Below are 20209 nucleotides of genomic sequence, written 5' to 3'. Positions count from 1 at the left end.
GCCCTTTTCTTATGCGGGCGCCTTCTCCAGCACGGCGGCGAAGAAGCCGTCGGTGCCGTGGGCCTGGGGCGACAGCCGTAGCCAGGGGCCGCCGACAGGGCAGGGGGTTCCCGCCAGTTCGGCCCACAGTTCGGGCACGGGAACCGGGCGGTAATCGGGATGGGCGGCGAGGAAGGCTTCGATGCGGTCCTCGTTTTCCTCTCGCATGATGGAGCAGGTGGCGTAGATCAGCCGCCCGCCCGGCTTGGTCAGGCGCGCCGCGCTGTCGAGGATGGCGCCCTGGCGGGCCACCAGTTCCAGCAGGTCGGTCTCGCTGAACTGCCACTTGGCGTCGGGGTTGCGGCGCCAGGTGCCGGTGCCGGTGCACGGCGCGTCCACCAGCACCCGGTCGAAGGACCCGGCCGAGCGCTTGATCCACTTGTCGGATTCGCCTTCGATTACCCGGCGGGTGACGTTATGGACGCCGGCGCGGCGCAGGCGGTCCTGGGCGCGGTCGACGCGCCACTCGGCCACGTCGCAGGCCACCAGCCGGCCCTTGTTCTGCATGGCGGCGGCCAGGGCCAGGGTCTTGCCCCCGGCGCCGGCGCAATAATCCACCACCGCCTGTCCCGGCTTGGGGTCGGTCAGCAGGGCCACCAGCTGCGAGCCCTCGTCCTGGACCTCGATCAGCCCGTTGCGCCAGGCCTGGACCTGGACCAGCGGCACGCGGGCGCCCAGGCGCAGGCCGATGGGCGACAGCGCCGTGGGCTCGGCCTTGATGCCCTCCTTGGCCAGGGCGCGGATGGCTTCGTCGCGGGTCGCCTTCAAGGTGTTGACGCGCAGATCCAGCGGCGCCTCGTCGCGCATGGCGCCCATCTCGGAATCCAGGTTGTCGCCGAACAGGGCGGCGAGGCGCGGCGTCAGCCATTGGGGATATTCGCCGCGCACATGGGGCGGCATGTCGCGATGGAACAGGCTCTTCTGCCCGGCCAGCATGTCCAGCACCCGGCGCTCGGGCGGCTCGGGCGGATAGGCCGAATGCGGCCCGCGGAACAGGTCGGGCTCGGGCTTGATGCCTTCGAAGATCATGTCGGCCAGCACCCGGGCGCGGGACCCGCCCTTGCCCTCGGCATTGGGGCGCTCGGGATGGTCCAGATGCTCCAGCCACCAGTCGATGCGGGCCCGGCGGCGCAGGACGCGCCAGACCACTTCGGCCACGGCGCGGCGGTCCTTGGCGCCGATATAGCGGCGCTGCTTGAAATAGAATGATGCGACCGAATCAGCCGGCTTGGCCGACTTCTCGATTTCGGAAAGCACCTCGATGGCGGCCTGAAGGCGTGCGGCGGGAGTCATAACCTGATACATGCGGCAATTCGGGTGTGGCTGCAAGCCCCGCATACCCCCCTGTACCCTCGGCTACGTTGACAGCGGCGCGGACCGGGTATCTAGTTTTCGCGAAATAATCTTACGGACCCGTCGCGATGAAGCCTTTCGTCCTGCCGCTGTTCCTGGCCCTGGCCGTAATTTCCACCGGCGGCGCCGCACGCGCCGAGCCGACCCTGGACAAGGTGAAGCGAACCGGCTCCGTGGTCCTCGGCGTGCGCGAGGCGTCCTATCCGCTGTCCTACCTGGACGGCGACAAGAAGCCCATCGGCTACCATGTGGACATCTGCCGCCGCGTCACCGAGGCGGTGAAGGCCCAGCTCGGCCTGGCCGCCCTTGAGGTGCGAACCGAGGTGGTGACCTCCAAGACCCGCATTCCCCGCCTGCTGGACGGCGGCATCGACCTGGAATGCGGTTCCACCACCAATAATGCGGCGCGCCAGACCCAGGTGGCCTTCGCTCCCACCACTTACGTGGCTTCGGTGCGCATCGCGGTGAAAAAGGCCGCCCATATCGGTAAGTTGTCCCAGCTGGACGGCAAGGCGGTGGCCACCACGGCGGGCAGCACCAGCGTGCAGTTGCTTAAGGCCCGGGTCCAGGGCCGCGACATCAAGGTCACCGAGCTGTTCGGCAACGACCACGCCGAATCGTTCAAGATGCTGGAAAGCGACCAGGCCGCCGCCTTCGTCATGGACGACAACCTGCTGGCCGGACTGATCGCCAGTTCGGCGGCGCCCAAGGATTACCAGATCCTGCCCCAGACCCTGAACACCGAACCCATCGCCATCATGCTGCGCAAGGGGGACCCGGAGTTCAAGGCGCTGGTGGACCGCACGGTCAAGGCGATGATGGAATCGGGCGAGGTGGGGCGGCTTTACGCCAAGTGGTTCCAGTCGCCCATTCCGCCCATGAACGCGGCGCTGGATTTCCCCATGAGCCCGGTTCTGCTCAGCCTGATCAAATTCCCCGGCGACGATCCCGCCGAGGCCTTCCGGCCGGAGGAGTAAGGGGGCGCCGACGGGCGGCGCCCCAGGGCCGGTCCTACTCGCTCTTGTAGTTCGGCGCTTCCTTGGTGATGGCGATGTCGTGGACATGGCTTTCACGCAAGCCCGCCGAGGTGATGCGGCGGAAGGTGCAGCGGGTCTGCATGTCCTTGATGGTGGCGTTGCCGGTATAGCCCATGCCGGCGCGCAGGCCCCCGATCATCTGATGGATGACGGTGGTGACCGGACCCTTGTAGGGGACGCGGCCCTCGACGCCCTCGGGCACCAGCTTCAGCTTGTCGTCCACCTCGGCCTGGAAGTAGCGGTCGGCCGAGCCGCGCGCCATGGCGCCGATGGAGCCCATGCCGCGATAGGATTTGTACGAGCGGCCCTGGAATAGGAACACCTCGCCGGGGCTTTCCTCGGTGCCGGCGAACAGGGACCCGATCATTACGCAATCAGCGCCGGCGGCGATGGCCTTGGCGATGTCGCCGGAATACTTGATGCCGCCGTCGGCGATCACCGAGACGCCGTGCTTGTGCGCCACCTCGGCCACTTCCATGATGGCGGAAAGCTGGGGCACGCCCACGCCCGCCACCATGCGGGTGGTGCAGATGGTGCCCGGCCCGATGCCCACCTTGACCGCGTCGGCGCCGGCCTTGATCAGGGCCAGGGCGGCCTCCGGCGTGGCGATGTTGCCGCCCACCAGTTGGATGTGGGGCGAGGCCTTGCGGATCTCGGCGATGGTGTCGATCACACCGCGCGAATGGCCGTGGGCGGTGTCGACCACCACCACGTCCACCTCGGCCTCGATCAGCTTCATGGCGCGGGCGAAGCCGTCGGTGCCCACGCCGGTGGCGGCGGCGACCCTGAGGCGGCCCTTCTCATCCTTGGCGGCGGTGGGGTGGGCCTGGGCCTTTTCCATGTCCTTGACGGTGACCAGCCCGATGCAGCGGTAATCGGCGTCCACCACCAGCAGCTTCTCGATGCGGTGCTGGTGCAGCAGGCGCTTGGCCTCTTCCTTGTCGACGCCTTCGCGCACGGTGACCAGCTTGTCCTTGGTCATCAGCTCGTAGACCGGCTGGGCGGCGTCGTTGGCAAAGCGCACGTCGCGGTTGGTGAGGATGCCCACCAGCTTGCCCGAGCCGCGCTCGACCACCGGAATGCCGGAAATCTTGTAATCCGACATCAGGCGCAGCGCGTCGGCCAGGGTCTGGTCGGGGTGGATGGTCAGCGGATTGACCACCATGCCGGATTCGAACTTCTTGACCTTGCGGACCTCGGCGGCCTGGGCGTCGATGTCGAGGTTCTTATGGATAACGCCGATGCCGCCATCCTGGGCCAGCGCGATGGCCAGGCGGCTTTCGGTCACCGTGTCCATGGCCGCCGACAGCAGCGGGATGCCCAGTTCGATGGACTTGGTCAGGCGGGTACGGGTATCCGCCTGCGCGGGCAGCACGGAGGATTCCGCCGGGACCAGCAGAACGTCGTCGAATGTAAGGGCTTCCTTGATAATCATGCCGCCTCCGGTGGTGGGGTCCGGTTAGTGGCGCGCCATCATACACATTCGGGGCCGCGTCTCAAGCATCGCCTCCGCGAAAGCCATGTGCGGGAGCGATTGCCGCCATGCCCGCCGCGCCCAAAGGCGCTTTGGTGCTATAATGGCAGGCGGTGAGGAACCCAGTTCACCAATCCGAGAGGGAGGGTCAGATGTCCAAGCCCTGCACCTGGATTTGCGTCGCCGACGGAACCCGCGCCCGCTTCTTTCACTGCGATGGTCCCGGCCGCGACATCGTGCCGGCGCTGAACTACATGCTGGCGGCGCCGTCGCGTGCCCATAACCTGCAAATGACCACCGACCGTCCCGGCCGGGCCTTCGATTCCGCCGGGATCGGCCGTCACGCCTATGACGAGGGCGACTGGCAGGACGAGGAGAAGTGCCGCTTCGCCGGCCGCGTGGCGGCCCAGTTGGACCGCGCCGTCCTCGCCCAGAAGTTCGACCGGCTGGTGGTGGTGGCTCCGCCCGCCATGATGGGCGAGCTGCGCAAGCATATCTCCGATCTGACCCGGCGCATGGTGGTGGTGGAGGTGGTCAAGGACCTGACCCACGCCACGCCGCGCGAGATGCAGAGCCATTTGAGCGAGGCCCTGATCCATTGAGGACGGGCTATTCGGAGGAGCCGCGAAAGCCCGTGGCCACCACATAGGTCTCGGCCGAGCCCTGGCGTGACGCCGGGGGCTTGGCGTGGCGGACGGTGGTGAAGTTCTTCTTCAACTGGTCGAGAAGGGTCTTTTCCGTGCCGCCCTGGAACACCTTGGCGACGAAGGTGCCGCCGGGGGTCAGAACCTCCAGCGCGAAGTGCAGCGCCACTTCCACCAGCCCGATGATGCGCAGGTGGTCGGTGGAGGGATGGCCGGTGGTGGGGGCCGCCATGTCCGACAGCACCACGTCGGCGGGGCCGCCCAGGGCCTCCTTCAGGCGGTCGGGGGCGTCGTCGGCCAGGAAGTCGCCCTGCAGCGTGATGGCACCGGGCAGCGGGTCCCATTCCAGGATGTCCATGCCGACCACCTTGCCGCCGCCCTTGGGCTTCAGGGCGCCGACCTTCTCCACCGCCACCTGGGTCCAGCCCCCCGGGGCGGCGCCCAGGTCGACGACGCGCAGGCCGGGCTTCAAGATGTGGAAGCGCTCGTCCAGCTGGATCATCTTGAAGGCGGCGCGCGAGCGATAGCCCAGGCGCTTGGCCTCGTGCACATAGGGGTCGTTGAGCTGGCGCTGCAGCCACAAGGTGGACGACAGCTTGCGCCGCTTGGCGGTCTTCACCTTGACGGTGAGATTGCGCGATCCGCCGGCCGGGCCGGAGCCGGTGGTGCGGCCCGCACTCTTCTTGCCACCAGTCGCCATCAGTTTCGCGCTCCCAAGGTTCCGTCTTCGCGCATCATGGACAGCAGCACGCCCTCGCGCACGCCCCGGTCGGCGACCCGCAGCCTGCCCAGCGGCCACAAGCGGCACAGGGCTTCGAGAATGGCGCAGCCCGCCACCACCAGATCGGCCCGCTCGGGTCCGATGCAGGGATGGGCGGCGCGCTGGTCGTGGCTCATGGAGGCCAGCTTGCGGGTGACGGCGGCGATGTCGGCAAAGCCCAGCTCCAGCCCGTCCACTTGGCTGCGGTCGTAGCGCTCCAGCCCCAGATGCAGGGCGCCCAGCGTGGTGACCGTGCCCGAGGTGCCCAGCATCTGCACCATGTTGCCGGCCAGCATGCCGCCGATGGTGTGCAGTGCTTCGAAGGGCCGGAAGGCCGCGCCGATGCGCTCGACCACCCGGGCATAGCCGGCATTGGACGCCAGTTCATGCGCCCATTGCTCGGCCAGGGTGACCACGCCGGTGGGAATGGACTGGATGCCCATCACCTGCTGTCCCAGCGGCGAGTTCTGCACCCAGACCAGCTCGGTGGAGCCGCCGCCGATGTCGAAGACCAAGGCCCAGGGCACATGCGGGTCGAGCAGCGAGGCACAGCCGCCCAGGGCCAGTCCTGCCTCTTCGCTGGGGCTGATGATGTCGGGGACGATGCCGGTGCGCTCGGTGATGCGGGCGGTGAACTCGGCGCCGTTGCGGGCGCGGCGACAGGCCTCGGTGGCCACCATGCGGGCGCGTCCCACCCGGTTGCGCTCCAGCTTCTCGGCGCAGGCCTCCAGGGCGTCCAGCGTGCGGGCCATGGCCGCCTCGGACAGCACGCCGCTGGCGCCGAGGCCCTCGCCCAGCCGCGTCACGCGGGAAAAGGCGTCGATCACCTTGAACGCCCGGCCCTGGGGGCGCGCCACCAGCATCCGGCAATTATTGGTACCGAGATCAAGGGCGGCATAGATCGGCGTGTTGCGGGACGGAGACGACGAGGCGTAAGCCAAAAGCGGGAACTCTGCAAAATTCGGGGCGGCGGATGTTACTCCCAAACGGCCACGGCTGGGAAGCACCCTCTCCCCGTGCCCGGAAATGCCCGGATTCCCGCCGGTTCGGACGAGTTTCACTCCGGCGATCTTTCGCATTGATCCCACCGAAGCCCTGTGTTAGAAGGTGCGCCTCTCGTGGTCACCCCGGTTGCGCCGGGGCCTCGAACGACCACCAGCCAGACTGGTGGGGGATCGTCTAACGGTAGGACAGCGGACTCTGACTCCGCCAGTCTAGGTTCGAATCCTAGTCCCCCAGCCATCGCTTCCCAAGCAAAATCAACGACTTAACAATGAGCAGCGACGCTCTCATTGTGTCAAAAAACCGTTAGCAGTACATTAGCAGCGCTCAAACGCTGTCCAGCGCGGATTTTCCCACGCTGCGCCGCAAAAATTGAGCGTTTGCGAGGCTTTGATGGGCAACGTGGTTCATATCCTCGACGGCGCTGTGGCGCTCTATCAGCGCGAATATATGGGCACGCAGACATGGACAGCGCGCTACAAAATTCGCAACATGAAAGGCTATGTGACCAAAGCGACAGGCAAGCGCGACTTGGAGGAGGCCAAGGACGTTGCCCGCGAGAAGCACGCCGAACTGACCGCCGATTTCCGCCGTGGCATTCCCATTCGCAGCCGCACCTTCAAACTGGCCGTCAACGCCTACTTGGAAGATCTGCAAACGGCAGTTCTGACGGGCAAGGCCACGGAACGGACGATGAAGGACAACAAGGCGGTCATAAACCGCTATCTGCTGCCCTACTTTGAAAGCAAGGCCATTGACGCTATCAGGCAGGAGCAGATTGAGGCGTACAAGCTGTGGCGGCTGACATATTGGACGGAAGGGCCAGGGGCAAAGGACACTTCTCGCGAATACATGCGCGGCGGCAAGCTCATCAAGGCCAAGCGCCCGCAAAAGACACAGACGCAGCGCTCGGGCGAAATCTTCATCCTCAAAGCCATCTTCAATTCGGCGCGTAAGCGCGGATGGGTGAAGCGCGATCAGATCCCCGACATTGATGACGAACAGCGCAAAACTGCGCGTCGGCCTGCGTTCACGGAAGCGGAGTGGAAGCGCATCCTTGCGGCCATGCCCACCTATATAAATGGCGCGAAGGGCTTGGTGGTGGAGGCCGACCGCAAGATGGTCTGCGCCTACGTGGAGTTCATGTTTGAAACAGGGCTGCGGCCAGGGAAAGAGCACCAGCAGCTGACATGGGCGGATTGCGAACTGATCACCAACAAGGCTGAGGTTGGCGTGGTCAGAGAAACCCACGTTCATATCCGCGACGACACCAAGACGGGGAAGCGCACGGCGGTCAGCAGCGAGGCAACATGGGATATTTTGAACCAGATTAAGGCGTTTTCGCCGTGGACCAAGCCCAGCGACCCCATTTTTGCCGACCGCAAGACGGGCAAGCCCATATTGAGCTTTGCGAAGGGCGTGTCGGCGCTGCTGAAGACGGTCGGGCTGGAATACGACCGCAATGGCGTGAAGTTCTCGCCATACAGTCTGCGCCACACCTATGCCACTGACCGCCTTATCAAAGGCAGGCTGGACGTTTGGCTGCTGGCGAAGAACATGGGCACCAGCGTGGAGATGATCCGCAAGCACTATGGGCAGGACGAGCCAAAGCAGCGGTCGCACGAACTCATCCACGACAAGGTGCAATTGGACACGGATGCCATTTTGGCGCTTTTGAGGGATAATCCCGCGCTTGCAGCGGAGATATTGAGCAAGGCCAATTTGCCCGAGGGACCGACATACGATCCCGACGCGCCAGTTGTTAAGCCCGATCCCAATGCGCCGCGCAAGCGCAAGAAGTTCAGGCTGACCGACATGATTGATAAGCCAAAAGACCCCGAGTGAGTGTCGTGTTACACGACAGGCGCACCTTATATATAGGCCGCCGTCGCTTTGGCCCTTTGCGCGTCGTACACGCCGCCGATTTGGCTGCCCAGCAGTACGGCACTCATGGAAACAGCCCCGCTTGTACGGGGCTGTTTGGCGTTTAAGCGAGCTTCTTGCCGAAGCGTCCCTTCATCGCGGACAAGTTCCAACGCATTGTCATGGCTAATCGAGAACAATAGTTGGAAGTTCTCCATCAGATGGGCTTATGATGATCTTGCCGATATCAATATCCATGTCAATATCATGGTCGCTACACCAAACAAAAGCGAGGTGGCTATAGTCATGCCACTCGCTCTCCGCCCCGCCATTGATATCAGATATGATATTATCAAAAATATATACAAGACAATTAATGGCAAGCTCCTCCTCAGTAGCTGATAACTCTCTTGCAGAGCTAATATCCGCTATTGACTGGAATGACCAGTCCCACATTGCAGGAGAAAACTTATCAGCAGCCTCCATAAACTCAATCCATGTCTTGTCAACAAATTGGCCGTGAATGAGAGTCTTGTGGCGAGTATAGAGATTGCTAAAGTTCACTTTTGCCCCCATTTAAGAGATCAATGAGATAGTTTTGTAATGTTAACGCTCAGCCATTGCGGCTAATAAGCGCCCTATGCTCATCATTCATCTGCGCAAACATGATCTGTTTGGGCACGAAAAACGAGACAGCAATTTTGCACTCAAAAGAAGCCAGCGGAAGAGGCTATTTTGCGATCGTTCAGCCACCATCTGTTAAAATCAGGGGTGAATTTCGCACTCATGGAAACAGCCCCGCTTGTACGGGGCTGTTTGGCGTTTAAGCGAGCTTCTTACCGAAGCGTCCCTTCATCGCAGTCAACTGCTTGTCCAGTTCGCCAGCGACCACAGCATCGCGCACCAGCGTCAGCGTGGGAACCAGTTCCGCCACGTCGCCGATCTCAATGGCCGTCTTCTTCGGCTTAATCTCCACGATCTTGTTGCCGTAGCGCACTTCCAGCATGAACGCCCCATTGGCCTCCTGCCAGTACCAGGGGCGAAATTTGACCAGTCGGTCTTGCAAGGTCTTGTTGCCCTCGCCGTCCTTCGTCCAGCGCTTGCGCCGAATTTCAAATCCCTCGCCCTTCTGCATCGCTTCCGCAGCAGCGATCTGCTGATTGATGGCTTCCACCAGCTTGTGCCGCAGACGCCCTTCAGGCGTTGCCGCGACAGCACGTCGGGTCTTTTCGCTCAGCTTCAGCTTGTCCAATGCACTCATCATCACATCCTCCAACGGGAACACATAACGAACATGCTATGGCCTGCTGGCCGAGGAGGACAACCGAAAGAAGGTGTCAGCTTATGAGCAACAGTCGCAATCAAACGAACATACATGCTGTATGTTCGTTGCCTCCCCAGGCTCATATGGGCACTATGGGGCTGAGCAATTTGCTGGATAGGGGGCTTGCATGTCCGAGGTTGAGGACGAGGGCTTTCAGGAAGCACTCGCTGTTGTCGAGGCTGAGATCAAGGCTTTTGACGATAAAGTAGCCGCTGAAGCAACCTCGCAAGCTGAAAAAGCCACAGCGCTTTATGCCGCCCTTGCACAAGCATTCAAGTTTCATCGCGATTGGGCGGGAAAGCCGCCCTATCTGCACCTGCTTGAGAACAAGAAGGTGAGGGCAACCGCTCGGGGAACAAAAGCCAGCCCTTATATTCCAACTCTAAAGGCATTCTTCGATCCGTCGTTGGATGAGTGCTCACCGACCACGGATGACGAGAAAAAGGACAAAGCCCGCCGTCAAAAAGCGATCAGCACCTATAGCGCCGTGCTGGATTATGCGTCGCATGAAAGCGCTGCCGATGTAGCGGAATTTATTGCGAATGAAGGGGGAATCGAAACTGCTCGGGTGAAGTGGAAGGAAAAGCGTGACGCAGAACCCGATGCGGTTGAGCGCAGAAGGACGGCCAGTGAGAGGCGCGAGCAACAGCTGAAAAGCGGCTTGGCTAAACTTCAAAAGGGAATGCGGACTGCACTCCCGAAAATGCCTGAATTCAAAGGGACAACGCAGCTCGCCGCTATCTATTTTGATAATGCGGGGGTCGCTCACTATCTCGGCTTGGCGGAACGTGACGACAGCGCAAAAGCCTTGCTGGACAAGTTCCTGATTTCCCACGGTGACGCGCCAAAGACAGACGTGAATTCAGCCACGGCAACGAATGCGGAACGGAACGATCTTGATAAGCTGCTGGCCCTTTTGAGCGTTGGCGCAGTCGCCCACCCCAAAGACGCAAACGTGCGGATCAAAAACGGCAAGAAGGGCTGTGAGATACAGGCATCTCATGGCAGCTACGACACGTGCATGTTCTCCGCCACGCTACCTCACCAAGACTTCCTCCCAGTCGGCACATACTGGTTTGGGGCAAATGCCATAGGCTGCATGAAGAGGCTCGCCATTCTGGGAAAGCATGGTGCCAAATTCACCATCACTGGCCCGTCAAAGATTGATGGCATTGATGCGGCAGTGGAAATCACCATCACCGACTATCAAGCTGGCATCGCCGCCATCTCGGCTAAAACCCCAGATCAGCCGTGGGATTGGCGTGATGTGATTCCCCACACTGATATCCGCCGCATTGCGGAAAAGGACGGTGTCGCGACGATTACCTATGTCTCCACCGTGGAAAAGATGGCTCGCATCAAGCTGATCAACGCATGGGACGCGGAAGCCAAGGTCGAAGGGGATTTCGCAACGTGGCTGCAATCCACTCTTGGCATCAGCAAGAAAGACCCAAACCAGCGGTTGGTAAAAGCCATCAGCGACGGAACGCGAAAGACCACGATGTTCCGCATCACGGAAAAAGATTGGACTGTGCTCGATAGCAAGGGCGATGTGACCACCCATACCTTCTCGTCGCCCATTGGCGCTGCGGGGTTCGTCACTGAGTTTGTGCTCGGCTCAAAGGACATTCTTCCCGCCATTGACGCAGTGAAGGCACTGGTGGATGGCGGCAGCACGACCATCGCGCTCGTCAATAAGCTGATGCGCGTTCAGTGCAAGAAGGGCAGCTTTATGGCTGAGGTCTTCATCCCGTCCATTGGCACTGATGGGCGGCATCAGGCGTATACGGAGTTTGACTCTCCGTTTTCTCAATGACATTGAATGTGAGAGCCTTCAATGAATTACATCCGTGCCAGCTTCAAATCATTGCGCCAGTTGCGTCGTGAAGCCCCCACGCCGGAAGCGGCCCGAGCATTGCTCATTGCTCTGAATGATTTCTGGGCTATTGCGCGGATGAAGGGCGATTTAGCCCTTGAACCCCATTGCGATCATCCCGAGCGAAGCATTCTTCTTCATTATCACCGGGCGTTGCGTGATCTTCCTTGGCTGTCGGCCCCCTTCATCGATTTCATCCGCCAATCCACATTGGGGCTGGGTGAGGTCAAGGCGGCACAACGGCTTCTTGACGGCCACCTTCTGGTCGAGCAACGCCACATGGACGATACCCTCAGTTTTGCCGCAATGGCAGCCAACACGGCGGCTGCATTTGGCGTCATCGGAACTGCGGGTGCGCTGGCTTTTGCCCAAGTTGATTGGTCTCATATGGCCTTCGGGTTGATCGGAAGCTCTGGGCTGCTGCTCTTGGCGTCACGCTTGTGGCTGGCTCGTATCAGAACGATAGCCACGGAACGCCTTGGAATGCTCAAGGCCCTCAGCGTTGGCTGCGTCGCTCATCTTGACGGCTATGCCCCAATGACGACGGCGGAGCACGCTCGGTTCTCATTGCCGCCACGGCTTCGCATGACCGCCAAGGATTTGGAGGAGGCCCTCGATACCGAGGCTTTTCGTCATCGCCATCCCGATTGCGAACCGACCGTCGAAGGGGCATTCGGAGAGCTATTTGACGATGGTGATTGCGACAAGGAAATCGCCGCATACCTGAATGGCAAGCGACCCGAAGACCCGGATTGGCTTGAAAAACGCCTTGTTCCGATGCTACGAAAACTCCCCGCTGAACTGGCCCCGGATCAGATCGCGATTGCGGAGGCGTTCGCCAAGCTCAAGGCCCTTGAGGATTTCGAACTCCAGCGCATTCTGAGGGAGTTCAACAAGGATATGCTGGGAATCGCCTTCCTGGGTGCCCCCATGCCGACCGTGCTGCGCTTTTTCGACAACATATCAAAGCGAGCACAAAAGATGCTGCTCGATGATATGGAATCCTTCGTCAGGGTTCCCATTGACGACATCATCTCCGCTCAGGGTAAGGTCGTGGCTCAGGTGAGCGAGTGGATGAAAACAGGACAGTTCAGGTATGACAAGGAACGAGAGGAGGATTTGTTGGAGGAATGGAGGAGGCTAACCGCTGGCATTACGGCTGCTTGCCAACAGCCGCCAGATGCGGAGGAACTCTCACCCCGCCAAAAATTCGAGCAATCGACGACGAATCAAAAATATTGATGTCATCGCAGGTAGGAAGAGTATTCTGGAACATCCCGAATTTGCTTGTATGCTCCGATATCATAATATTCTTGATTTCGATTGAATGGCCAGTAACCAACCTCCCGTATTTTTTTTACAGGAACCATTACAAGCATGTCGCTAGATATGCTCTCCCCTTTCTCCGCTTTGTTTTGCAGGTAAGCCTGCTGATAGAATAATTGCTCAGCAACCTTTTCAGCCCCAGAAACTTTCATATCGAGATTGACGATATCTCTTTTGCGCATGTCAGCCGCAGCGGCCATGCCGGTTACAGTTTCCGCGAGTTTTTCAAACGCCTTTACAAGCTTATCCCCACCGGCAACAACCTTCTCACCACTCTTCAGAGACGTGTATAGGTTTGTAAGGGCGAGAATTTTTTCCTGCTTTGCTGTGTCTGTGTAATGCTCGACAAGGCCAGCAGTGGACATCGTATAAACAGCACCAAGATCTCCAGGTGTCTTTACATTAGACCAGTAGCGAGCGGCATTAAGGGCGTTATCAGAGTTAATGGCATTTTGGATTGCTCCAGAATCCGAAAAAATTGCGTCATATCCTTCCTTAAAAGTCTTTGCGATATCCGAGGTTGTTTTCAAAATTTCTTTTACCTCTGATGCTGTTGATACAGCATTTTTTCCGGAGTCTATGATTGATAAGACACTGGTAAATGCCTCCTTTGCTCCGTAGGCCGTGTTGACGTTAAACCCAGTTTCCTTGGACGTAACAAATTTCACATCTTTTAAAAGATTATAGCGAGGCTCTGCCCCGAATCCATAGTCTTCACTGTGTCCTGATGCAGCATCGATAAGCTGCATGGCGTTTATCATTGCGGGCTCATTTATTTTTTTCACCTGACTTGAAAATACCTTCTGGACCAAATCAACCTGACTGGAATAATAATTTGCAATTGGATTTCCATAGAATGCCCCCCCAAATTTACTCTCAAGCTCAGATTTGACATTCGACAGAATTCCTTCGGCCTTCTCTTGAGCCAAGGTTTGGAGCTTATACTCGACAAGGCTAGAACCTGATAACGCAAAGGTCATCTTGGATTCACCAGAAAACTCGACAGAAGCTGTTGTTTTCTCAGCTATTTCACCGACACTCTGATCTGGCCCAGGTGGCGGCTCAGGTGCAGCGCGGTAACTGTCATAAACTTTCTTTAGCTTTGATAGTGAGGTTGCGCCCATTTCGATTTCACGGGCGATAGCAAGAAACATAGCGTCATTAGCTGAAATGGCGTTTCCAGACTGACTTGCTTCTAAGGTTGATAGAAGTTTCGCGGCAACAACTCTCGCATTGTATGGGATTTGATTCCAGACCTGATCTGTCTGAGATAAGCTTCCAGACCGAAGTAAGTTAAAAATACCAACAAAATTCTCATTAGAGTATTTTTCAAACAGAACCTTATTCTGGGCTTCGGTTGGCTTCCCTCCCACATATAAGGAGCGCCACAGGGGATCTTTCTTGTCAGCAGTAATAACGCCATTATCAACGGCGTCAGATAGTTTAACGAAATCTGCATTCTTATAATTCTTATAGACCTCAAGTTTTTCAATGCTTTGCTTATAGCCCCCCTTGTCACTGGAGGCGTACTGCATGAATTGATCCTGAATGCCCTGGCTGACCACATAGGCCCAAATGCCTTCGGAGCGATCCTTCTCGCTGCGATCCTGCGAAATGCGGTTGGATTTATCGATGGCTGCCTGGAGCGAACCGGCGCTGGTGTTCGTGGTCGCCGTAGTCGTCCCGGAACCATTGATCGAGAACGACGGCGAGTTCGGGACCGACACAGTGGCGTTACCGGTCCGATAGACGGTAATTGTTTTGCTGAACGAATTACTGACCGACGGCGAGGTGATGGTTACGTCGCCGTTGGTCGATCCGCTGGCCGAGGCAGTTCGGATCGACATGTTCTCGCGTGGGATGATTTTGTTGGAACTGTTGATGACAATGGCTCCGCCATAGGTGCGGATGGAGGTGCCGTAGAAATTCATGAACTCGTCATTATAGATGTTGATGTTGCCCAACTCTGTGGTCAAGTTATGTAAGTTGACGGTCGAGATTTTGTTACCGAAATCCGACCCGGCGTCACGTCCCGCATAGATGTTGATGCTGCCCGTTCCTTGGGTCCGTAGGCCCACATAAGTCTCATCACCCGGTGCAGCAGTTCCCGGATCGTACAAGCTGATCAAACCGTCGGCATCGCCACTACCCGAAGAATTACGGGTTTTCATTGTGATGCTGATATTCTGGGGCAGGGTGATCTCGCCCCCGCCGAACGTATGGTTGGACTGGACCGAGATGCGTGTCCCAGCATAGAGCAGGATATTGCTGGATGCGGCTTCCAACAAAGCTTCGCTCACACCGGACGTTCCATCATTGACGTCGATATTGGTTGAGGCTCCCCCGCCACCAGCCGTACCAAAAATGTCGATATTGGCAGGATCAAGCAGCAGTGTCCCGAACCGGCCCGATAAGCTGCCCAGATCGGCTCGCCCGGTATAGGCAAGCGTTCGCTTGCCGGAAACCTCGGCGAAGCCACCCAGACCACTGCCGGCTCCTCGCGCCGAGATGGCGCCGGTGAAGGAGGTGTGACCGTCTGCCCAGACGACAACCTTGCCGCCTTTGCCGTCCGCGGTCGCGTCGGCCTTCAGCAAAGCCCCTTGTGCGACCGTTGTCGTCATGGCATTTGGGATAGCTGTTTGCTCGCGCTCGATACCGAACTGGCTCATAATCCAGGGGTCGGCCTCGCCCCCCAGATAGTCGCCACCCACCAATATGCGCCCACCACCCGCGCCGCCGCTGGCGTCAACCACCGCGCTATCGCCGATCTTGAGCTGATTTCCGGTAATCTCGGCACGCCCGCCGACTTGGGCGGCATCAAGGCCGGACACGTCCAGCCTTCCCGTGACCTGGGTCGTGTTGTCGCCACCCTTCAGGATGATCTCGCCGCCCTGTCGCTCGACGGTACGGGCACTGACCAGGCCAGTGGTATTGATGGCGTTATCCACTACGCCTTTTGCGGCGCTGGCGCTCATGAGGACTCGACCACCATCGGCATAAATCTTGCCGCTATTCTCGATCAGGCTGGCGACCGGCTGGCCATCGGCTCCGACGATCTGGCTGGCGATCTTGTCGCTGGCCTGAAAGAGGATCAGGTTGTCGCCGTACAAGTCCAGGGTCACGCCATTGGCGGCGGCGAGCGCTACCTTGCCCAGACGGGCGGAAATTATCCCGGAATTGCGGAGGTAGGGCGATACGATGGCGACCAAACCGCCATCGGCGGCGGTGATGGTCCCTTCATTGATGATTTGGGCATTAGCCTTGCCGGGAATGTCGAAACGCAGATTCCCCGCCATGAAGTTTTCGTTCTTGATGTTGGCCGTGGAGGCGATCAGGGCTGCAACATCGATCTTGGAGCCTGCCCCGAAGACGATGCCGTTGGGATTGACCAGGACGACGCGGCCATTGGCCTGAAGGTTGCCGAGAATCTGCGACACCTGATCGCCCGTCACCCGATTCAGAGTCATGGACGAGGATGAAGGCTGAATGAAGCGGGTAGTTTCGCCCGCAGCGATGCTGAAGCTTTTCCAGTCGATGATGGCGCGGTCACTGGATTGGTTGATTTGCACAGTCTTAGGATCGGGTTGACTGATCGTGGCAGAGCCTTGCGTCACCGCGCCACCTTGCGGGTTAGCATGGGCCAGAGAAATCGTCAGGCCGAGCATGGGAAGACATCCAACCAGGGCGGTGGTGGAGCGGAGCCATTGGCGGATGACTGAGCGTTGGGCGAGATTGGTGCTCATGGGCCTAGTACCTTGCCGAAATGCTGAAGAACAAACGCGGTTCCTTGCCCTTGCCGCCGGGAAGATTGGCGGATACCGGGCGGGTCAAGGGCTTGTCGATTTCCAGGCTACCGCTGAAATAGTCGGTCAGGCCGAAGCGGATGCCAATGCCCGCCGAGGTCCCGGTACGGACGGCATTAGTATTGACCGGGTCACGGTCGTGGGTGAGACCGGCATCGTAGAAAATAAATGGCTGATAGTATTTTAGCCCGATATCCTCTACCTGATTGGTGTACTGGAGTTCCAGCTTGCCCGCGACGCCGTTGTCGCCCGTGATCTCAGACGAATCATAGGCGCGGCCGTATTGCGAGCCGCCATAGCCAAACTCCTCGGATGTCAGCAGGGCATTGGCCGACCATTGACCGGTCATACCGATGATCAGGGCAAACTGATTGGGCAGTTGCTGGGTGCGCGACGCATCAAGGGTCAATTTAGTGAAATCGGCTCGCCCCCGCGCCCGCGACTTCAAGCCGTATTCGTAGCGCGTGGCTCCCAACCCGTCGATGCCCCGGTAAAGATCGATTGCGAACAGGTTGACGCCGTCCAAGGAATCCGAAAAGTCGTAGGATCCTCCGATCTTGAAAGCCCTGGTATGGTCGCTGGACGATAGCTGCCCCAACTGCTCAGAGCGAGAATCCCGCGATGTGAACCCTGCGGATAGGGAGAAGTTCTCTGCCCTGGTGCGGATAAAGGGGTGGGTAAGTGCGGCACTTAGAGTGACGTTGCGGGAGCGTTGCTCCAAATCACGCAAGGACTCGCCCGGTTCACCCCGGCTACGGTTGCCCGAAAGGGTAAGCTTGGTTCCCTCCGAGTTCAGCACCTCGTCGTGCTGGATGGAAAGGTAACGTAGTTCCCTCTTATCGGTGGTATTAATCCAGTTGACGGATGTCTTTTCGTGCAAACCAAGAACAGAGTTAAGGCCCGCGCCCAGGGTGTATTCCTGAGGTCCACTTGTCTTGGTACCGCGGTTGTCGAACGTGGCCGACATATCCACGTACTTATGCTCGACGATGAAAACGACGTCAGAAGCGCCGGGCACAGTCTCGGATGGGCGCAAGACCGCCTTGGCCTTGACGCCCGGCAGGTCGTTGGCGAGGAGCGAGTAGCGTTCCAGCACCTTGTTATCAAGGGGCTTGGATTCTTTGATCCGCTCGCCCCATTCGTGGAACAGGGCTGCGCGTCCGTTAGCCTCTCCCTCAATCAGCACCTCGTTGACATGGCCTTCCACCACGCGGAGGGCAATATTGCCGTCCGCAATGCGCTGAGGCGGGACGATGGCCTTAGACAGTATATAGCCAGCGTTGCGGTACTTGGCGGTGATTTCGTCCGCCAACTTGTATATCTCAGTGAGCGAGACTTCCTTGCCCACCTTGTCGGCATGAAAGTTAGACAGATCGGAAACGGGAAAGACCGTCGCGCCCTCAATGGCCACGTCGTTCAGGGTGAAAATGATTTTGTCAGATTCTTCGGGCGGAAGTTGCTCGTCAACTTCGGGGGCCTGTGGCTCAATGACCGATTGCGGTTTGCGTGGCTGCTCGAACCGCTTCTCGATCCGGCCAGGATCATCTCCGGCAGAGAAGTTGGCTTGCGCCATAGCACTGGGGGCAATTGCCAGCACGGTCAGGCATACGCTTGTACCAAGAGCGCGAGATGTACGATGGCGATATGTCACTGTCCGTTCTCCGGCATGATAACGATCCGGACAATGCCGCCCGAAATTTGTTGCGGCGGCACAGTAGCCTTAGCGGTCGGACGTCCTTCCGCTTTGAGCTTGCCGGTGATGGCGTCCGCGATCCGGTAAATATCGGAGAGGGAGGCATCCCCTCCGAGTAGACCGGAATAAAGAGGAAAGAAGTCCGTGGGCTTGGTGGAGCCTGTGGCACCCTCTACCATCACCCCAACCAAGGCAATGCGGACGCGATCACTCTCCTTCAGGGATGGACGACTGTCCGGAATGATAGGCTCAAATATAGAAAGCAGCTTACGTGGCTGTTCAAATCGCTTCTCAATCCGCCCTGGATGGTCTGAGGCGGGGAGATTGCCCTGGGCTGCGGCCGATTGCGTTGCCATTGCGAATGTTATGGCATAGATTGAAAGGCTCCTTGGGCATATTTCCCAGGTCATCACAGGCACGCGCCCCTTTATTTTATTAAACATCATTGATGGTCCTGTTAGCTTAGAAAAAGCCATAAAAACCAGCATGATTATGCTCAATCAAATTCAGCCAGTTCTAACCACGGCCAACACCGATGATGTCTAAGGCCCCCGCTACACGATTTAATCGACCCCATTGCGTTCACTTAACAAATTTGCGGATGGGCGTAAAGGTTGAATTTTGCCAGGGATGCCAGGGCGTTCATCATCGACGAACATACAGCATGTATGTTCAGCTACCTCGCCGCTGATAGCCGCTCAATTTCATTCCCAACCCCATCCCGCAGCGTGACTAACCGAGTGCAATTGCCCCGTTCCATCTCGGTCGTCGCCACGGCGGCATATTTGGACGAGATGGACGATAGCCGCTGCGACAACCGCATCAGCACCAACAACGACGGTGGCCGCTGCCGCGCCTTGGCGCAGGACATGTAACTGCGCGACTGACCGAGCCAAAACCGAGAGAATTCATATTGGCTCTCGACCATCCACATATCCCTCAATTCCCCATAGATCTTCTCCAGCAGCATGGCCGTTCCTCCTCAGTGCGTTTCGTCCCGCTATTTAGCCGTCCGCGCTAAATACGCTTGCGGAGCAGCGCCATGCTGGACGCTGCCGCCAGGAGGAGAAAACGCCATGAACAGACTGCCCAATTTACCCAAGGGATACTGCGAGATGGGCTTCAACGGCCAGGTTGTTCCCATCACTGAAGCAGTGCGCGAGGCAATACGCGCCAGCCAAGCACTCGGGGCTTTGGACGCCCAAGAAACCAGTAGCGAAAATATTTTTGAAAATTCTTACGAACTTGGCCTCAATCCGAGATAAATACATATGGCTGGAAACGGCTTGGCATAACGTCCATATAACGAAGCAGGCGGCGCTTAATAAATAGAGTGCGGGAAACGACAGTACCGCAACTTCGAGACGTAAGAGGGAAAACTTTAAACCAGCGCAGAAAGGATCAGTCGGCAGATTAGCACGCTGCACGACTGAGACTACGGCCAAGGCGCGAGAGTGCGATTAACGCACACGGATTGAGTTCACGATATAGGACTTGGCGCAGACGCGGATGTTATGCGTCGCCGTAGTTGCTTGCAATTGCATAACCGCACTGAGCGTAAGGCTCAGGAGAGACGCTTCTATAGATAAGGAATTCGGGTGCCGCCTTAGCTGATGCGAAATAACACGACGACGGAAAAGACGTCCATCTCTCCCCCCACTGTCAGGCGCTTCTTCAATGAAGTTCACCGGCGAGGACACACCGCCTTGTGTCATCCCGTAGTTTGGCAGTGGGGGGAGAAATGTGACTCGGGAAAAGAAAGATCGAGAAATCATCAAACAGATAAATTCGATGAAATACGAGTTGGAGATATAGCCAATCGAGTTTCCAGTAGCCCAAGCACTACCAGAGATGAATTGCTCTCTTTCAGCTTTTCGCTGCCGAGATATGTAGAAATAGCCGCAGTCGAACTAACCAACTGATCGATAAGACGAAAATCAATTGATTGACACAGAACGGATTGCTTGCGGCCTCCTGCTATCTTAAGGGCAAAGCCGCAGTCATCCCTCGCTATA

At 58.5% G+C, this 20209-nt stretch carries 16 protein-coding genes and 1 tRNA gene; 7 read left to right on the top strand and 10 right to left on the bottom strand.

Translation table 11 applies throughout. The annotated features are described in order from the left end of the window. Positions 1 to 9: 9 nt before the first annotated feature. On the bottom strand, positions 10 to 1332 hold the full coding sequence (locus tag AMB_RS19160; protein WP_043747047.1) for an RsmB/NOP family class I SAM-dependent RNA methyltransferase: 1323 nt from the start codon (positions 1330 to 1332) through the stop codon (positions 10 to 12). 128 nt (positions 1333 to 1460) lie between these two features. Here AMB_RS19160 and AMB_RS19155 point away from each other — a divergent pair, with 128 nt between their 5' ends. After that, positions 1461 to 2369 carry an amino acid ABC transporter substrate-binding protein gene (locus AMB_RS19155; RefSeq protein ID WP_011386136.1) on the top strand — a complete coding sequence of 303 codons (909 nt, stop codon included), beginning with the start codon at positions 1461 to 1463 and terminating at the stop codon, positions 2367 to 2369. Between the two features lie 34 nt (positions 2370 to 2403). Here the strand turns inward: AMB_RS19155 and guaB are convergent, their stop codons facing one another. Then, positions 2404 to 3864, bottom strand: a complete 1461-nt coding sequence (gene guaB, locus AMB_RS19150; protein WP_011386135.1) for an IMP dehydrogenase — start codon at positions 3862 to 3864, stop codon at positions 2404 to 2406. A gap of 191 nt (positions 3865 to 4055) precedes the next feature. On the opposite strand from guaB, the gene AMB_RS23615 reads away from it, so the two are divergent. Then, positions 4056 to 4505 carry a host attachment protein gene (locus AMB_RS23615; protein WP_050750766.1) on the top strand — a complete coding sequence of 150 codons (450 nt, stop codon included), beginning with the start codon at positions 4056 to 4058 and terminating at the stop codon, positions 4503 to 4505. Positions 4506 to 4512: 7 nt separating this feature from the next. Here AMB_RS23615 and AMB_RS19140 read toward each other — a convergent pair whose 3' ends face one another. Beyond that, positions 4513 to 5247 carry an RlmE family RNA methyltransferase gene (locus AMB_RS19140; RefSeq protein WP_011386133.1) on the bottom strand — a complete coding sequence of 245 codons (735 nt, stop codon included), beginning with the start codon at positions 5245 to 5247 and terminating at the stop codon, positions 4513 to 4515. Next, entirely contained in the window at positions 5247 to 6248 is a 1002-nt protein-coding gene (locus AMB_RS19135; RefSeq protein ID WP_231848896.1) for a Ppx/GppA phosphatase family protein, read from the bottom strand. The genes AMB_RS19140 and AMB_RS19135 overlap by 1 nt, the downstream gene beginning before the upstream one ends. A 227-nt stretch (positions 6249 to 6475) precedes the next feature. Here AMB_RS19135 and AMB_RS19130 point away from each other — a divergent pair. Together AMB_RS19130 and AMB_RS19125 are read left to right on the top strand one after the other, a co-directional pair. After that, a tRNA-Gln gene (locus tag AMB_RS19130) sits at positions 6476 to 6549 on the top strand. Positions 6550 to 6702: 153 nt separating this feature from the next. Then, entirely contained in the window at positions 6703 to 8154 is a 1452-nt protein-coding gene (locus AMB_RS19125) for a tyrosine-type recombinase/integrase (RefSeq protein ID WP_011386131.1), read from the top strand. A 204-nt stretch (positions 8155 to 8358) separates the two neighbouring features. Here the strand turns inward: AMB_RS19125 and AMB_RS25445 are convergent, their stop codons facing one another. Together AMB_RS25445 and AMB_RS19115 are read right to left on the bottom strand one after the other, a co-directional pair. Continuing rightward, complete coding sequence (locus AMB_RS25445) at positions 8359 to 8736, bottom strand: hypothetical protein (RefSeq protein ID WP_148207496.1); 378 nt, start codon at positions 8734 to 8736, stop codon at positions 8359 to 8361. Positions 8737 to 8995: 259 nt separating this feature from the next. Continuing rightward, positions 8996 to 9436, bottom strand: coding sequence for a DUF6641 family protein (locus tag AMB_RS19115; protein WP_043745275.1), 441 nt, complete (start codon positions 9434 to 9436; stop codon positions 8996 to 8998). A 187-nt stretch (positions 9437 to 9623) separates the two neighbouring features. Between AMB_RS19115 and AMB_RS19110 the strand changes: the two genes are divergently transcribed. Further along, entirely contained in the window at positions 9624 to 11312 is a 1689-nt protein-coding gene (locus AMB_RS19110) for a hypothetical protein (RefSeq protein ID WP_011386129.1), read from the top strand. Between the two features lie 21 nt (positions 11313 to 11333). Continuing rightward, complete coding sequence (locus AMB_RS19100) at positions 11334 to 12614, top strand: FliG C-terminal domain-containing protein (RefSeq protein WP_011386128.1); 1281 nt, start codon at positions 11334 to 11336, stop codon at positions 12612 to 12614. A 2-nt stretch (positions 12615 to 12616) separates the two neighbouring features. Here the strand turns inward: AMB_RS19100 and AMB_RS19095 are convergent, their stop codons facing one another. From AMB_RS19095 to AMB_RS19080, 4 genes are all read right to left on the bottom strand, one after another. After that, complete coding sequence (locus AMB_RS19095) at positions 12617 to 16441, bottom strand: filamentous hemagglutinin N-terminal domain-containing protein (protein WP_011386127.1); 3825 nt, start codon at positions 16439 to 16441, stop codon at positions 12617 to 12619. A 4-nt stretch (positions 16442 to 16445) separates the two neighbouring features. Further along, on the bottom strand, positions 16446 to 18098 hold the full coding sequence (locus AMB_RS19090) for a ShlB/FhaC/HecB family hemolysin secretion/activation protein (RefSeq protein ID WP_148207495.1): 1653 nt from the start codon (positions 18096 to 18098) through the stop codon (positions 16446 to 16448). Between the two features lie 50 nt (positions 18099 to 18148). Beyond that, positions 18149 to 18682, bottom strand: coding sequence for a POTRA domain-containing protein (locus AMB_RS19085; RefSeq protein WP_148207494.1), 534 nt, complete (start codon positions 18680 to 18682; stop codon positions 18149 to 18151). A gap of 188 nt (positions 18683 to 18870) precedes the next feature. Beyond that, positions 18871 to 19164 carry a DUF6626 family protein gene (locus AMB_RS19080; RefSeq protein WP_043745266.1) on the bottom strand — a complete coding sequence of 98 codons (294 nt, stop codon included), beginning with the start codon at positions 19162 to 19164 and terminating at the stop codon, positions 18871 to 18873. A 106-nt stretch (positions 19165 to 19270) separates the two neighbouring features. On the opposite strand from AMB_RS19080, the gene AMB_RS25780 reads away from it, so the two are divergent. Beyond that, entirely contained in the window at positions 19271 to 19459 is a 189-nt protein-coding gene (locus AMB_RS25780; protein WP_158303989.1) for a hypothetical protein, read from the top strand. Positions 19460 to 20209: the final 750 nt, after the last annotated feature.

Source organism: Paramagnetospirillum magneticum AMB-1 (assembly GCF_000009985.1).
GTDB lineage: Bacteria > Pseudomonadota > Alphaproteobacteria > Rhodospirillales > Magnetospirillaceae > Phaeospirillum > Phaeospirillum magneticum.
Note: the sequence above shows the minus strand (reverse complement) of the source record. Positions and strands in the feature narration are given on the sequence as shown.

What these genes read in the sequence shown, in the direction of transcription:
- AMB_RS19155 (WP_011386136.1), top strand. Translation starts at nt 1,461, where the DNA reads ATGAAGCCTTTCGTCCTGCCGCTGTTCCTGGCCCTGGCCGTAATTTCC.
- AMB_RS25780 (WP_158303989.1), top strand. Translation starts at nt 19,271, where the DNA reads ATGAACAGACTGCCCAATTTACCCAAGGGATACTGCGAGATGGGCTTC.
- AMB_RS19080 (WP_043745266.1), bottom strand. Translation starts at nt 19,164, where the DNA reads ATGCTGCTGGAGAAGATCTATGGGGAATTGAGGGATATGTGGATGGTC.
- AMB_RS19160 (WP_043747047.1), bottom strand. Translation starts at nt 1,332, where the DNA reads ATGACTCCCGCCGCACGCCTTCAGGCCGCCATCGAGGTGCTTTCCGAA.
- AMB_RS19140 (WP_011386133.1), bottom strand. Translation starts at nt 5,247, where the DNA reads ATGGCGACTGGTGGCAAGAAGAGTGCGGGCCGCACCACCGGCTCCGGC.
- AMB_RS19125 (WP_011386131.1), top strand. Translation starts at nt 6,703, where the DNA reads ATGGGCAACGTGGTTCATATCCTCGACGGCGCTGTGGCGCTCTATCAG.
- AMB_RS19095 (WP_011386127.1), bottom strand. Translation starts at nt 16,441, where the DNA reads ATGAGCACCAATCTCGCCCAACGCTCAGTCATCCGCCAATGGCTCCGC.
- AMB_RS19110 (WP_011386129.1), top strand. Translation starts at nt 9,624, where the DNA reads ATGTCCGAGGTTGAGGACGAGGGCTTTCAGGAAGCACTCGCTGTTGTC.
- AMB_RS19085 (WP_148207494.1), bottom strand. Translation starts at nt 18,682, where the DNA reads ATGCTGGTTTTTATGGCTTTTTCTAAGCTAACAGGACCATCAATGATG.
- guaB (WP_011386135.1), bottom strand. Translation starts at nt 3,864, where the DNA reads ATGATTATCAAGGAAGCCCTTACATTCGACGACGTTCTGCTGGTCCCG.
- AMB_RS19115 (WP_043745275.1), bottom strand. Translation starts at nt 9,436, where the DNA reads ATGATGAGTGCATTGGACAAGCTGAAGCTGAGCGAAAAGACCCGACGT.
- AMB_RS19100 (WP_011386128.1), top strand. Translation starts at nt 11,334, where the DNA reads ATGAATTACATCCGTGCCAGCTTCAAATCATTGCGCCAGTTGCGTCGT.
- AMB_RS23615 (WP_050750766.1), top strand. Translation starts at nt 4,056, where the DNA reads ATGTCCAAGCCCTGCACCTGGATTTGCGTCGCCGACGGAACCCGCGCC.